We start from the raw sequence: 14,212 nt of genomic DNA, 5'->3' as shown, positions 1-14,212 counted from the left end.
TTCTTATTTTTGGACTATGAAAAAAATGATTATTGCAAGTACATCAACAGTACACGGAAGTAGCTATTTAGAATATTTATTACCTACTCTAAAAACACATTTTAACGGAGTAAAACAATTACTATTTATTCCGTATGCAAGACCAAGCGGAATTAGTTATGACGATTATACTACAACAGCAAAAAATGCTTTTTCTACTATTAATATTGATGTAAAAGGTATTCACGAATTTGAAAATGCTAAGGAAGCAATTCAGGATTCTGAAGGTATTTTTACAGGAGGAGGAAACACCTTTGAGTTGGTGAATCAATTGTACAAAAATGATGTATTATCAACGTTAAAGCAAGTGTTAGATAATGGTACACCGTATTTAGGCACAAGTGCCGGAAGTAATATTTGTGGTTTAAACATGAAGAACACCAATGATATGCCAATTGTGTACCCACCAAGTTTTACAACTTTAGGTTGCATTCCTTTTAATATAAATGCGCATTATCTAGATCCTATTGAAGGTTCTACTCACATGGGAGAAACGAGAGAAACGCGTATCAAAGAATTTCATGTTTTTAACGAAGCTGCTGTTTTGGGCTTACGTGAAGGAAGTTGGTTAGAAGTGGTAGATGAAGCTGTTTTTTTAAGAGGTAAATTGACTGCTCGTTTGTTTGAACAAAATAAGCAGCCAATTGAATTAAAAAGCGGGGGATTAATTGAATTTTAATTATTTTATACCATAGCGCCATTTGCACCAATAACTTGACCAGAAACCCATTTAGAATCATCGCTTGCTAAAAATAATGCGACTCTAGCAATATCTATAGGTTTTGCTAATCTGTTAAAAGCATTCATAGAACTTAATTGTTCTATAAATTCTGTTGATTTTCCTTCTAAAAATAATTCTGTTTCAGTTGGGCCAGGAGCTAATGCATTTACAGAAATTCCTCTACCGATTTCTTTAGAAAATACACGTGATATTTGTTCTACCGCAGCTTTTGTTGCAGAATAAATGGCGTATGTTGGTAACATTAATTTTACGGTACTAGAAGAGATGTTAATGATATTACCATTATCAGCAAGCTTACTTTCTGCTTCTTGTAAAGTATTATACAACCCTTTTACATTTACGTTAAAATGGATGTCGAAATCTTGTTCGGTAATGTCTTTTAATTTCTTAGATTTCATAACACCTGCATTGTTAACTAACACATCTATTTTGCCATAGACCTCAATGGTTTTATCAAATAGATGTGTTACTTCTTTTCTGATACTAACATCTGCTTTTATTGCTATTGCTTCTCCGCCGTTGGCGATGATCGTTTTTACGGTCTCATTCGCTTCAGCTTCACTGCTAGAGTAATTTACAATTACTTTAGCCTTATTTTCTGCGAATAATATTGCAATCTCTTTCCCGATTCCTTTAGAGGAACCTGTTATAATAGCTACTTTATTTTTTAGTTTCATTTTTTTTAATTTTTTATTAATTAAAAGATACTATGGGTATGTTTTTCATGAAAATAAATCAGACTTTAATTTGATTGATATAGGCTGATAAACCAAATGTATATTGGTCAAGAATATAATCGTTGTCATATAGCTTTCGTATTCCTCTAATGCCTTCAAAAGCACTAATTAAATAAATAGCTGTAGCCTCACTAGAAATGGATTGTAGAATACTATTTTCTTTTTTTCCTCTTTCAATTAAATGTATCAATGCAGATTTCCATTCTTCAACAATATTCTTTAAAGCAATTTGATAGATTTTTTCAGAGTCTCCAACTTCATTTATAAAGTTATTCATTGGACAGCCAGATTGCTTTTCATCTAAAGGGAAAGATTTAATTCTGTCTAAAAAAGTCTGTTTTAAAATATCTATGGCATTGCCAGGGTTGTAGAGAGGAGAGATCATTCCTTCATAAACTCTTTTTTGAATTTTAAGTTTGATAACAGCAAGACCTAATTCTTTTTTATTTTTGTAATGATGATAGAAAGCACCTTTGGTAAGTTGAGTTTTTACCATTATTTTATCGACACTAGTTGTTTTAAAACCGTCTTTATAAAATAATTTAAAGGATTCATCGAGAATTAATTGTTTTGTAAATTCCGACTTTTGTTTCTGTAACATAATTCAAAGTTAATAAAAAATACTAAGTAGTATGTTTTATTAACTTTAATTAACACTTAACTTATTCTAATGGAAATCAAATATCCTCTAGGTTGTGCCTAGAGGATATTTGATTTCAAAAAAAAAATATTAAAAAATGTTGATTTATAAAATAGAGGTAAAGGTATTAGTACCCTACATAATCTACAATCTCTAAACCATAACCAATCATACCAACACGTTTTGTTTGTTGCGTATTTGTAATTAGTTTTAATTGACGGATGTTTAAATCGTGTAAAATTTGAGCACCAATTCCGAAATCTTTATTATCCATTTTAATTTCTGGAGCTTTAATATTTCCATTTTTTTGATTCTCTTTTAAAGTAGTTAATCTACTTAATAAGTTTTGAGATTGATTTTGTTGATTTACAAATATAATAGCTCCTTTTCCTTCATCATTAATTACCTGAAACATTTGGTCTAGTTTCTTGTCGGCATTATTGGTTAAGGTTCCTAAAATATCATTATTTACTAAAGTAGAATTTACTCTCGTTAAGATTGCTTCGTCTTTAGACCAAGAACCTTTTGTTAAGGCAATATGAACTTGGTTATTAGTAGTTTGTTGATATGCTCTTAATCTAAAATCTCCAAATCTAGTTTGTAAATTAAAATCTTCTTTTATTTCAATTAAAGAATCGTGCTCCATTCTGTAAGCGACTAAATCTTCTATAGAAACAATTTTAATATCAAACTTTTTAGCAACTTCTAACAATTGAGGTAAACGAGCCATGGTACCATCCTCGTTCATGATTTCTACAATAACACCAGCTGGTTGTAAACCTGCTAAACGAGCAAAATCTATAGCAGCTTCTGTATGTCCAGTTCTTCTTAAAACGCCACCTTCTTTGGCTATTAACGGAAAAATATGACCAGGTCTAGCTAAATCAAAAGACTTGGTGTCTTTATCTACCAATGCTTTTATAGTTAAAGCTCTATCTCCCGCAGAAATACCAGTTGTAACTCCTTTACCACGCAAATCTACAGAAACCGTAAAAGCCGTTTCCATTGGGTCTGTGTTGTTATTTACCATAACGTGTAAGTCTAGTTCTTTACAACGTTTTTCTGTTAATGGTGCACAAATTAATCCTCTACCATGTGTTGCCATGAAATTAATCATTTCTGGCGTCACTTTCTCTGCTGCAGCTAAAAAATCTCCTTCATTTTCTCTATTTTCATCATCTACAACAATAATAATTTTACCGTTTCTTATGTCTTCAATTGCTGCTGAAATTGAATTTAACTCTGTACTTTTTTTAGTGTTTTGAACAGTCATAATATCTTATGCTTCTTTTTTTGTAAATATTTTTTTAAAAAAATTGATAATAGGTTGCGTAATAGCATCCATATTAAAAATCCCTTTGTCTCTTGTAGCTCTTCTTGTTAAAATAATACCAATTGGAACCATTATAAAAGCAGATGACCAAGAACCTAAAAAGGAGGTGACCTTACTTTCTTCTGCTAAATTTTTACCAAACGTATTGCTAAAGAAGTAGGTTACGTAAATGGCAATAGCTAATATCATAGGCAAACCAAAACCACCTTTTCTAATAATTGATCCCAACGGTGCGCCTATAAAAAAGAGAATTAAACAAGATAACGAAAATGAAATTCTGTTATAGTACTCTGTGTCGAAAAAATTTAGATTTTTTCTTTTGTATTTAATGGAGGTTTGACCATTTTTTATAGAGCTTAACGTACGTTCTGTTTTTGTAGTGGCAGAGTTTAGAATATTAATTTTAGATTGTAAGTCAAAGTTTTCTAGGACGTCAATATCTATGTTTTCTGTTTTTAATGAATCTGGATACTGGTATAAGTCTCTTGCAACTACAGTGGAGTATAAGTTCTTAGATTTTAGCAATAAAGCTTCATCATAGCTTGCTTTTAAATCTGGTATGGTGTCGCTTAATTGATTTAAACTAAGCATCATAAAGTTTTTGGTATGGTCTGTTTTACTTAGATCATCGTCTCCGGTAACGGAAGAAATATCTATGTTAAACTCGTACTCTTTAAAGGTGGCATTAGAAGCTGCCATCTTTTTCCTTTGTAAATTTGTTTTAGCCGTTTTTACGTGTTCTTGATAGTAGTAACCATCGTAGAGAATAAAAGTCATATATCTACTTCCTTCTTCCGAGATAATCTTACCACTTTCTGCTGTAATTACTTTTTGGTTCCCTTTTCCGGCAGTTAAATCGTAAATTAATACTTTTTTTAATAAACTTACTTCTTTTCCGTCTTTACCTTCTTCATCAAATTTTTCATCAAATTTAATTTGAAAACCAGGAAGATCACTGTTAAAACTTCCAGGGACTAATGCTAGTGCTGGTTGTTTCTTTTTTATATTTAAGTATAAATTCTTCTGCTTTAAAACGGCATAAGGATAAATGTTGTTTAAAAACAAGAAGTTAACTCCACTAAGAATCAGTGTTAAAAATACTAAAGGTCTTACCAAACGCTGTAGCGAAATACCTGCAGATTTTGCTGCTGCAAACTCGTAATTTTCACCTAAAGTACCCAATGCCATTATAGAGGATAAAAGGACTCCAATAGGCAATGCTTGTGGTGTAATAATTAACGTAGAGTAGTATAAGAATTTTAAGATAAAAGGCAAGCTAATTCCTTTACCAGCAATGTTTTCGAAGGTTTGCCATAATACTTGCATCACCAAAACAAAAAGCACGATTAGAAACGTAGCTATAAAAGGAACTAAAAAGGTTTTTAAGATGTATCTATCTAAAATTTTCATCTAGGCAAAAGTAGTTTCTTATCTTGAAATAAGCTACTAAATTTCTGTTAATTGGAAAATAATTAATCTATTGAGAAGTTTAGCTTTTTGTATTTTGCTTCATCAAATGAAAAATGCGAATTCGGCAGATTTTGATTGCTTTTAAATTCATTAATAGTAAAGGTTGTTTTAGAACCGTTAGAACCTGTCTGAATCAACTTATAAATGTGCTTTGTTTTTGCATCGATTGCCAATTCTACTTTTACAATATCAGAAGTGCTATCTATTGGGCTTAAGGTAACTAGTTGAATTTTTCTACCGTTTAAGTTTTTTAAATTTCCCATTTCAAAATTATAACCTTCTTTGTAAAAGGTTAATAATTTAGAAGGGTAAATAAAACCATCATCACCACTCATATCACCATCTGTAACCGTAATTTCTTTTTCGTCATTATTAATTACATACAGTTTTTTTCCATCAAAAATAAATTGATTTCCTAAGTAATTAAGGCTGTATTTTTCTCCGGATAGTGCAATTTTTCCTCTAATTGGTGGTTCATCACCTTCCATGATGCCTGCATCTTCGTTGCTTAAGGTTTGACTAAAGCTAATAGACATGTTTTTATAAGCTCCCATGGTAGTAGAAACTTCATCTAAAAGAGATTTTGCTTTTTCTGCATTTTGAGAAAAAGTGATCGTTGTTAAAAATAAACTTAAAAATAAAATGGTTACTTTTTTCATAATTATAATTCTTATCATCTCGATTGTAGTCGAGAGACTATTGGTTCTTTTCGTTTTCTAATAATTGCTCTAAGGCTATAAAATCTGGAACTAACACTTGTCTAGCTTTACTTCCTTCAAAACCACCTACAATACCGGCAGCTTCTAACTGATCGATTAATCTACCAGCTCTATTATACCCTAATTTTAATTTCCTTTGCAATAGAGATGCAGATCCTTGTTGCGCCGTAACAATAATTTCTGCGGCATCTTTAAAGAGTTTGTCTCTATCGGAAATATCTATATCAAGACTCGTGCCACTTTCATCATCTACGTATTCTGGTAATTGATACGCTTCTGCATAGGCTTTTTGAGAACCAATAAAATCTGTAATTTTTTCTACTTCTGGCGTGTCTACAAAGGCACATTGTATTCTACTAAGATTGTTTCCTGCTGTATATAGTAAATCTCCACGACCAATTAATTGATCAGCTCCTCCAGCATCTAAAATTGTTCTAGAATCTATTTTAGAAGTTACTCTAAATGCAATTCTTGCAGGGAAATTTGCCTTAATAATACCTGTAATTACGTTTACAGAAGGTCTTTGTGTTGCTACAATTAAATGAATACCAATTGCTCTAGCAAGCTGTGCTAAACGTGCAATAGGAGTTTCTACTTCCTTACCAGCCGTCATAATTAAATCTGCAAACTCATCAATAACCAAAACAATGTATGGTAAAAATTGATGTCCGTCATTAGGATTTAACTTACGTTGTTTAAATTTAGCGTTGTACTCTTTAATATTACGAACCATTGCTGCTTTCAACAAGTCGTAACGATTATCCATCTCTATACAAAGAGAATTTAAGGTGTGTACTACTTTAGTCGTGTCTGTAATAATAGCTTCTTCTACGTCTGGTAATTTTGCTAAATAATGACGTTCTATTTTATTGAATAAAGTAAGTTCTACTTTCTTTGGATCTACTAAAATAAATTTTACTTCTGCAGGATGTTTTTTATACAACAGTGATGTTAACACTGCATTCAATCCAACAGATTTACCTTGACCGGTTGCACCCGCCATTAATAAGTGAGGCATTTTAGCTAAATCTACCACAAAAGTTTCATTAGAAATGGTTTTTCCCAATGCAATAGGTAACTCCATAGTTGATTCTTGGAATTTCTTTGATGAAATTACAGAATGCATAGAAACAATGGTCGATTTTTTATTAGGTACTTCTATACCAATAGTTCCTTTACCAGGAATAGGAGCAATAATTCTAATTCCTAAGGCAGATAAAGAAAGTGCAATATCATCTTCTAAATTTTTAATTTTAGAAATTCTAATTCCTGCTTCAGGTACAATTTCATATAAGGTAATTGTAGGTCCTACAGTTGCTTTTATTTCTGCAATACCAATTTTGTAGTTTTTTAAAGTGTCTACAATTCTATCTTTATTAGCTTCTAATTCTTCTGGATCTATAGAAATAGATTCATTGTATTGTTTTAAAAGGTTAAAGGTTGGAAATTTGAAATTTCCTAATTCTAGAGTAGGGTCAAACTCACCAAAATCTTTTACCAATTGATTGGATAAATTTTCTGTAGAGTGTTCTTCATCTCTTCCAATAGCAACATCAATCTCTACATCTATTTCTACCTCTTTTTCTTCTTCTTTCGCTATTTCAGTTTTTAATACAGGGCCAGTATTTTTTTCTGTGTTTAAAGAAATTTCTTCCTTTTTAGAAGTTACATCAGAATATTTAGAAATTGTTGGTTGTTTTTTTTCTAAAGATAATTCTACAACAGATTTTTCTTTCTGATCAGTTTTTAAAGGTACCGTTTCTGTTTTTTCTACAGTTTTTACTGGTGTAACGGTTTCTTGTGTTGTTTCATTAAAAACCTCTTCTTCTGCTTTTCTAGCTTCTCTTTCTTCTCGTTTTAATTTTAAGGTTTCTATGTGCTTGTCAAAAGTAACTTTATAACGTAAAACTAAATAAGCAATAAAAAAGAAGGTTAAAAGAATGACCAAACCAGTTTTACCTATAAAGGCTTGTAAAAACTCATTAATTTCATAACCAATAACACCAGATAACAATGCGTACTTGTCATATGCAAAACCTAACGTTATAGAAATCCATATCATTACCAAAAGAGACCAGTTCCAAGAAATTATTAGTGAAGAGAATTTCTTTTTAAAAAGAATATACCAACCTGTTAAAAGTATTTGAAACGCGACTATAAAAGCTGCTATTCCAACTCCAGAGTAGATAAAAAAGTTACTTAAATTAGCACCAATTTTTCCCAGTAAATTTTTGCTTCTAACTGTTTTATCTGCAAATTCTTTAAGTATGCTTTGATCTTCTTGCCAATTAAAGAAAAAAGAAATGAAAGCAATACAAAGAAAAAATGAAAATAAAATTAAGAAAGATCCTAAAATTGTCTTTGCTTGTCTTGTTTTAAAATATGCAAAAATACTCGGTTTTTGTTCCGAAGAATTTAAGGGTTTTTTTGAACTTGTTCTTCTCTTAGCCATTAATAATTTTTGGTCGTTTTTAGCAGTAAATAAAAAAAATCACCTAAAATAACAACGTTATTTTAGGGATGTATATAAAACCTGCAATAATTAATGAAGTAAAAGCTGCAAAGCTTGGTGCGCCTGCAGCTATATCTTTAATAAAACCTATTTTCTCGTGATAATCTGGGTGTACAAAATCTGCCACTTTTTCTATAGCAGTGTTTAAAGCTTCTGCCACTAAAACGAGGCCGATAACGATAAACTGAAACATCCATTCTATATTAGAAATGTTAAAATAAAAACCTAAAATAGTAGCAAGTACAGCAACAAAAAGTTGTGCTTTTATGCTGTCTTCCGTAGTCATTAAAAGCCACATACCTCTTAAGGCAAACTTAAAACTACGAAGTCTTCCTCTTATAAAGCTATCATTAGGATTCTTCATAAATTAAATTGCGTTTAAAGCAGCTGTATAATTAGGTTCGTCAACAATTTCAGAAACTTGTTCTGTATACGCAACGTTTCCGTTTTCATCGATAATAACAATAGATCTAGAATGTAAATGTGCTAAAGGACCATCTGCAATTTCTAATTCGTAAGATTTTCCGAAGTTACCATCAGCAAAATCAGATAACATTACTACATTATCAATACCTTCTGCACCACAAAAACGAGCTTGAGCAAATGGTAAATCTTTAGAAACACATAAAACAACTGTATTTTCTAAATCTGCCGCTTTTTTATTAAATTCTCTAACAGACGTAGCACAAGTACCTGTATCTACACTAGGAAAAATATTTAAAATTACCTTTTTACCAGCAAAATCTGATAAACTTTTTTGAGATAAATCTACTGCAGTTAGTTTAAAATCAGCTGCTTTAGTTCCTGTTTTAGGTAAGTTACCTATTGTGTTTATTGCGTTTCCTTTTAATGTGATATTTGCCATTTTAGTATGTTTTTAGTATGTTTTTTAGAACTTCAAAAGTAATGATAATTAAATTATTTATGGAAATATTCTTGTGATTCATTTTATTTTTAAATTTATTTTAAAACCGTAACTAAAAAAATCTCGTAGATATGTTGAACACAAATTATTATTAATTTTAAATATCAAATTATGAAAACCTTAAATTTTTTTAAAGTAACAGTTTTAATGCTTAGTTTAGTTGTTAGTCAAAATTTTAGTGCGCAAGAAAAAACAAAAATGGTGGGTGGAGCAGAAATGTATCCTTCTAAAAATATTGTAGAAAATGCAGTAAACTCTAAAGACCATACAACATTAGTCGCAGCCGTAAAAGCAGCAGAATTAGTAGATGTATTAACTAGTGAAGGACCTTTTACTGTTTTTGCACCTACAAATAAAGCGTTTGATAAGTTGCCAGAAGGTACCGTAAGTACTTTGTTAAAGGCAGAAAATAAAACTAAATTACAAACAATTTTAAAATATCATGTTGTTGCAGGTAAATGGAATGCAGAACAAATTGTTGCCTTAATTAAAGAAGGAAATGGTAAAGCTGCTATTAAAACAGTAAGCGGAGGAACCATTACTGCTTGGATGAAAGGAAAAAACGTTTATATTTCTGATGAAAACGGAGGGAAAGCTAAAGTAACTATTGCAGATGTAAACCAATCTAACGGAGTTATACATGTAATTGATGCTGTTTTATTGCCAAAACCAGCAATGTAAAAAACTGTATTTATCAGTCTTAAAAATCCACTTTGAAAAAAGTGGTTTTTTTGTATTTTTATTTTACAGATAGCAACGATTTATTCTAATTACAAGTTGTATTTTTGCACTCCGTAAAAAGAACAATACACGTGAATATTTCTCAATATACATCAGAATTTAAATACAACTGGAAGCTTGCAGCACCAGTAATGTTAGGTATGCTTGGGCATACATTTGTAAGTTTTATAGATAATATAATGGTTGGCCAAATGGGAACAGCAGAATTAGCTGCGGTTTCTTTGGGTAATAGTTTTATGTTTATCGCCATGTCTATAGGTATTGGTTTTTCTACAGCGATTACACCTTTAATTGCAGAAGCAGATTCATCCGATAATCTAAAACAAGCAAAAGCTACGTATAAAAGTGGTTTGTTTTTATGTACTACTTTAGGTATTATCTTATTTGCTGGCGTCTATTTCTCTAAGCCGTTAATGTATTTAATGAAACAACCCAAAGAAGTGGTAGAGTTGGCAATTCCGTATTTAGACTTGGTTGCTTTTTCATTAATTCCTTTGGTTATTTTTCAAGCAATTAAGCAGTTTAGTGATGGTCTGTCTATGACTAAATACCCAATGTATGCGGCGTTAATTGCGAATGTTATAAATATCGTTTTAAACTATTTATTAATTTTCGGGAAATTTGGTTTTCCAGAAATGGGAATTATTGGTGCAGCGTATGGTACGTTAATTTCTAGAGTTGTAATGGTGCTTTACTTGTGGTTATTGCTGCGTTATAAAGAAAGATCTGCAGAAATAGTAAGAAATATAAAATTCTTTGTTTTAGATATTTTAACGATAAAAAAAATTGTGAATATTGGTTCTTTAAGTGCTATGCAAATGTTTTTTGAAGTTGCTATTTTTACAGCCGCAGTTTGGTTAAGTGGTTTGTTAGGGAAAAACCCACAAGCAGCAAATCAAATAGCCTTAAACTTATCTTCTATGACATTTATGGTTGCAACGGGCTTAAGTGTTGCTGCTATGGTTAGAGTAGGAAACCAAAAAGGATTACGAGATTATAAAGAATTGCGTAGAATTGCTTTTTCTATCTTTTTATTAGGAGTATTATTAGCCGTCTTTTTTGCATTACTTTTCTTTGTTTTTCATAAAAGTTTACCAATGATCTATGTAGATTTAAGTGATACTACAAATTATATAGACAATATGGAAGTAGTTTCTATTGCTTCAAATTTATTAATAGCTGCGGCATTTTTTCAAATATCAGACAGTATACAAGTTGTTTTTTTAGGAGCTTTGCGTGGTATACAAGATGTTAAGGTACCTACAATTCTTACTTTTATTTCTTATTGGGTTATCGGTTTTCCGGTTTCTTATTATTTCGGAAGCGAAGAAATGTATGGTAGTTTTGGTATTTGGTTAGGTTTGCTTGCAGGTTTAACAACAGCTTCTATTTTACTATTTATCAGATTTAATTCATTAACTTTAAAGTTGATAAAAGAGAAAAAATAATTGTGTCCCCTCGAGCGCAGTCGAGAGGTTCTTTAAATAATAAAATTAGTTCTCGACTGCGCTCGAACAGACAGCATCTATAATCAATAAAATATTATGACTTTACCTAAATTTTTATTAGCCGATAACAGTAAATTTCCTGAAGATATTTTTGTGTTACACACAGAGTTTCCTCGTTTTTTAATCAACTTAAAAGATGATGAAGTAGAATGGTTTGAAGATTTAACAGGAGAAAGTGAAGAAGATATAGCAACCGAATTAGCAGATTTAATGGATAAAGCAGGTGCTTTTTATGATGATGAAATGAAGGATTACGAATAAGGATTGTTAAGGTGTTTTTAGCTTAAATAAAGATTTAAAAGCAGCAACGAATCTTATCGATAGAATACTTATAAAAAACGCTTTAAAAACGAAATTATATTTCTGTTTTTAAAGCGTTTTTTTGTGCGACTAAAAGTTTTTTATTTCTCTTAGATTATTCGATTTAAGCTATTCTTATGTTAAAAACAGTAACTTTTTTTTCTAAGAAAGATCAAAAATAAGTTGAAGAAATAAACTGGTTAAAAAAGATAATTTTCAGACTATCAATAGCGTGAAAAATAACATATTTTAACATCTTATCAGTTCTAAAAAGAGCCTAAATTTTAGTATTTTTATCCCATATTTAAAACAAGATAAAATGAAAAAAATACTTATTACATTTATTGTATTTATGGTCTCAATTCCTTCAGCATTGGCTGATGAGGGAATGTGGTTTTTAATGCATATCGAGCGATTAAATCATCGTGATATGCAAAAAATGGGATTACAATTAACAGCAGAAGAAATTTACAGTGTTAACAATCAGAGTTTAAAAGATGGTATCGTGCAGTTTAACGGAGGTTGTACAGCAAGTATCGTATCGGAAAGCGGATTGGTGTTAACAAACCACCATTGTGGTTACAATGCAATTGCAGAATTATCTACAGCAGAACAAAATCATTTAAAAAATGGTTTCTGGGCAGGTTCTAAAGAAGAAGAATTGAAACCAGAAAGCTTATATGTGCGCTTTTTTGTAAGAATGGATGATGTTTCTAAACGTATTTTATCACTTGTAAATGATGAAATGAGTGAAAAAGAACGTGAAGCAATCATTAATAGAGAAATTGCTAAAATTGAAAAAGAAAATAACGAAGGTGGAAAATATACCGTTTCTGTTCGTTCTTTCTATGAAGGTAATGAGTTTTACTACTTTGTGTATGAGGATTATAATGATGTTCGTTTAGTAGGTACGCCTCCAGAAAATGTTGGTAAATATGGTGGAGATACAGATAACTGGGAATGGCCAAGACATACCGGAGATTTTTCTTTATTTAGAGTCTATGCAGATGAAAATGGAGAACCAGCAGAATATTCTACTACCAATGTGCCTTTAAAAGTAAAATATCATTTACCTGTTAATATTGATGGTGTAAAAGAAAATGATTTTGCGATGATTTTAGGATATCCAGGTAGAACAAACCGTTGGATGCCTGCACAAGGAGTAGAGCAAAATGTAAAATATGCTTATCCTGCTTGGGTAGAAGGTTCTAAATTAAGTATGGATGTTATGAAAAAATACATGAATGCAGATGAGTCTGTAAATCTAATGTATGCATCTGCTTACGCTGGTATTGCCAACTATTGGAAAAATAGAGGTGGAATGATTACTGCTTTAACAGAACATAAAACGGTTGAAAAGAAAAGTAAAGTAGAAGCGAAGTTTGCAAGATGGGCTAAGAAAAAAGACAATAAAGAAGCTTACGGAAAAGTTATTGAGAATATCAATAATTACTATAGTTTAACCAACGAGAAAGCAAAACAAACCAACTACTTATTAGGGATGTTGCGTTCTAGTAAATTTGCTGTTTTACCATACAGAATTGGTGGCGCTTTAAAGCAATATACAGCTGCAAATGAAGCTGAGCGTGCAAATATGTTACCAAGATTACAAGCGCTTATAGAGAGTTCTTATAAAGATTTTTACTTGCCTTTAGAAGAAGAGGTTTTTGCAAAACAATTAGGCTTGTTAGCATCAAAATCTAATTACTCATTGCCAGAATTGGTTGCAGAAGTAGGAGGAAAGAACGACAATGATTTTTCTGCGTATGTAAAAGCTATTTTTAAGTTGAGTATGTTTACTTCTAAAGAAGGAGTAGAGGCTTATTTACAATACCCAAATGAAGCCATCTTAAATAGTGATCCTTTATTACAATTGTCTAATCAGTTATTAGATAAATATAGAGAGAACCCAGAAAGTTTGGTTCAAGCAGAAAATGATTTTAAAGCATCATTTAGATTGTTAGTAAAAGGATTGCGTGAATCAGGATTGAGTAATATTAAATATCCTGATGCAAATTCGACTTTAAGATTGTCTTACGGTAAAGTAAGAGCTTTACCAGCGGATAAGAGAAACGATGCGAATGAGAATAATTATACTACTTTTCAGGGGATGATTAAAAAGTACAAACCAAACGATCCTGAGTTTGATTTAGACCAAAGCATGTTAGATATTTACGAAAAGAAAGATTACGGACGTTACGCAAATGAGCGTGGTCAGTTACCTGTAAACTTTTTAACAGATAACGATATTACTGGTGGTAACTCTGGTTCTCCTGTTGTAAACGGAAAAGGTGAATTAATTGGTTTGGCTTTTGATGGAAACATTGAAGCAATGGCAGGTGATGTTATTTTTGACTCAAACTTACAAAGAACTATTAATGTTGATATTAGATATGTACTTTGGTTGATAGATAAATACTCAAACGCAAAACATATTGTAGATGAATTGACTATTATTAGTAAAAAATAGTAAAGGCTATTTGTAGATTTTATAGCAATAAAAAAGCTCTCTGATTTCAGAGAGCTTTTTTTGTTTTAGGAATTGA

General features: G+C 31.1%; 13 protein-coding genes. 5 read left to right on the top strand and 8 right to left on the bottom strand.

Translation table 11 applies throughout. The features are described 5' to 3' along the window. Positions 1 to 16: 16 nt before the first annotated feature. Positions 17 to 718 (top strand): dipeptidase PepE, encoded by a 702-nt coding sequence (gene pepE / locus WHD08_RS05885; protein ID WP_208888863.1) that lies wholly within the window; start codon positions 17 to 19, stop codon positions 716 to 718. Between the two features lie 5 nt (positions 719 to 723). On the opposite strand, the gene WHD08_RS05880 is transcribed toward pepE, so the two are convergent. The 8 genes from WHD08_RS05880 to tpx form a co-directional block, all read right to left on the bottom strand. Continuing rightward, entirely contained in the window at positions 724 to 1,458 is a 735-nt protein-coding gene (locus tag WHD08_RS05880; RefSeq protein ID WP_208888864.1) for an SDR family oxidoreductase, read from the bottom strand. 58 nt (positions 1,459 to 1,516) lie between these two features. Next, complete coding sequence (locus tag WHD08_RS05875) at positions 1,517 to 2,119, bottom strand: TetR/AcrR family transcriptional regulator (protein ID WP_208888865.1); 603 nt, start codon at positions 2,117 to 2,119, stop codon at positions 1,517 to 1,519. 166 nt (positions 2,120 to 2,285) lie between these two features. Beyond that, positions 2,286 to 3,431, bottom strand: coding sequence for a 3,4-dihydroxy-2-butanone-4-phosphate synthase (ribB, locus tag WHD08_RS05870; RefSeq protein ID WP_340833584.1), 1,146 nt, complete (start codon positions 3,429 to 3,431; stop codon positions 2,286 to 2,288). A 6-nt stretch (positions 3,432 to 3,437) separates the two neighbouring features. Next, on the bottom strand, positions 3,438 to 4,901 hold the full coding sequence (locus WHD08_RS05865; RefSeq protein ID WP_165730231.1) for an LptF/LptG family permease: 1,464 nt from the start codon (positions 4,899 to 4,901) through the stop codon (positions 3,438 to 3,440). A 62-nt stretch (positions 4,902 to 4,963) separates the two neighbouring features. After that, a complete protein-coding gene (locus tag WHD08_RS05860; protein ID WP_208888866.1) occupies positions 4,964 to 5,620 on the bottom strand; it encodes a LolA family protein in 657 nt (218 codons plus the stop codon). Positions 5,621 to 5,657: 37 nt separating this feature from the next. Beyond that, the gene (locus tag WHD08_RS05855; RefSeq protein ID WP_208888867.1) at positions 5,658 to 8,132 is read right to left on the bottom strand and encodes a DNA translocase FtsK; all 2,475 of its coding nucleotides are present in this window, start codon (positions 8,130 to 8,132) and stop codon (positions 5,658 to 5,660) included. Positions 8,133 to 8,175: 43 nt separating this feature from the next. Then, a complete protein-coding gene (locus WHD08_RS05850; RefSeq protein ID WP_165730237.1) occupies positions 8,176 to 8,556 on the bottom strand; it encodes a diacylglycerol kinase family protein in 381 nt (126 codons plus the stop codon). Positions 8,557 to 8,559: 3 nt separating this feature from the next. Further along, positions 8,560 to 9,057: a thiol peroxidase gene (gene tpx / locus WHD08_RS05845; RefSeq protein WP_208888868.1), complete on the bottom strand. Its 498-nt coding sequence runs from the start codon at positions 9,055 to 9,057 to the stop codon at positions 8,560 to 8,562. Positions 9,058 to 9,228: 171 nt separating this feature from the next. Between tpx and WHD08_RS05840 the strand changes: the two genes are divergently transcribed. From WHD08_RS05840 to WHD08_RS05825, 4 genes are all read left to right on the top strand, one after another. Next, complete coding sequence (locus tag WHD08_RS05840; protein WP_208888869.1) at positions 9,229 to 9,798, top strand: fasciclin domain-containing protein; 570 nt, start codon at positions 9,229 to 9,231, stop codon at positions 9,796 to 9,798. Positions 9,799 to 9,929: 131 nt separating this feature from the next. After that, on the top strand, positions 9,930 to 11,306 hold the full coding sequence (locus WHD08_RS05835; RefSeq protein ID WP_208888870.1) for an MATE family efflux transporter: 1,377 nt from the start codon (positions 9,930 to 9,932) through the stop codon (positions 11,304 to 11,306). 96 nt (positions 11,307 to 11,402) lie between these two features. Continuing rightward, positions 11,403 to 11,627, top strand: a complete 225-nt coding sequence (locus WHD08_RS05830) for a hypothetical protein (RefSeq protein ID WP_165730243.1) — start codon at positions 11,403 to 11,405, stop codon at positions 11,625 to 11,627. A 358-nt stretch (positions 11,628 to 11,985) separates the two neighbouring features. Next, the gene (locus WHD08_RS05825; RefSeq protein ID WP_208888871.1) at positions 11,986 to 14,136 is read left to right on the top strand and encodes a S46 family peptidase; all 2,151 of its coding nucleotides are present in this window, start codon (positions 11,986 to 11,988) and stop codon (positions 14,134 to 14,136) included. The last annotated feature ends 76 nt before the right edge of the window (positions 14,137 to 14,212 follow it).

Origin of the sequence: Polaribacter sejongensis, assembly GCF_038024065.1 — a bacterium.
Taxonomy (GTDB): Bacteria; Bacteroidota; Bacteroidia; order Flavobacteriales; family Flavobacteriaceae; genus Polaribacter; species Polaribacter sejongensis.
This window is presented reverse-complemented; position numbering and strand designations above follow the sequence as displayed.

Excerpts from the sequence above, each read along its gene's own strand:
- WHD08_RS05855 (WP_208888867.1), bottom strand. The coding sequence starts at position 8,132 with ATGGCTAAGAGAAGAACAAGTTCAAAAAAACCCTTAAATTCTTCGGAA.
- WHD08_RS05825 (WP_208888871.1), top strand. The coding sequence starts at position 11,986 with ATGAAAAAAATACTTATTACATTTATTGTATTTATGGTCTCAATTCCT.
- ribB (WP_340833584.1), bottom strand. The coding sequence starts at position 3,431 with ATGACTGTTCAAAACACTAAAAAAAGTACAGAGTTAAATTCAATTTCA.
- WHD08_RS05860 (WP_208888866.1), bottom strand. The coding sequence starts at position 5,620 with ATGAAAAAAGTAACCATTTTATTTTTAAGTTTATTTTTAACAACGATC.
- pepE (WP_208888863.1), top strand. The coding sequence starts at position 17 with ATGAAAAAAATGATTATTGCAAGTACATCAACAGTACACGGAAGTAGC.
- WHD08_RS05875 (WP_208888865.1), bottom strand. The coding sequence starts at position 2,119 with ATGTTACAGAAACAAAAGTCGGAATTTACAAAACAATTAATTCTCGAT.
- WHD08_RS05840 (WP_208888869.1), top strand. The coding sequence starts at position 9,229 with ATGAAAACCTTAAATTTTTTTAAAGTAACAGTTTTAATGCTTAGTTTA.
- tpx (WP_208888868.1), bottom strand. The coding sequence starts at position 9,057 with ATGGCAAATATCACATTAAAAGGAAACGCAATAAACACAATAGGTAAC.
- WHD08_RS05880 (WP_208888864.1), bottom strand. The coding sequence starts at position 1,458 with ATGAAACTAAAAAATAAAGTAGCTATTATAACAGGTTCCTCTAAAGGA.
- WHD08_RS05865 (WP_165730231.1), bottom strand. The coding sequence starts at position 4,901 with ATGAAAATTTTAGATAGATACATCTTAAAAACCTTTTTAGTTCCTTTT.
- WHD08_RS05830 (WP_165730243.1), top strand. The coding sequence starts at position 11,403 with ATGACTTTACCTAAATTTTTATTAGCCGATAACAGTAAATTTCCTGAA.
- WHD08_RS05850 (WP_165730237.1), bottom strand. The coding sequence starts at position 8,556 with ATGAAGAATCCTAATGATAGCTTTATAAGAGGAAGACTTCGTAGTTTT.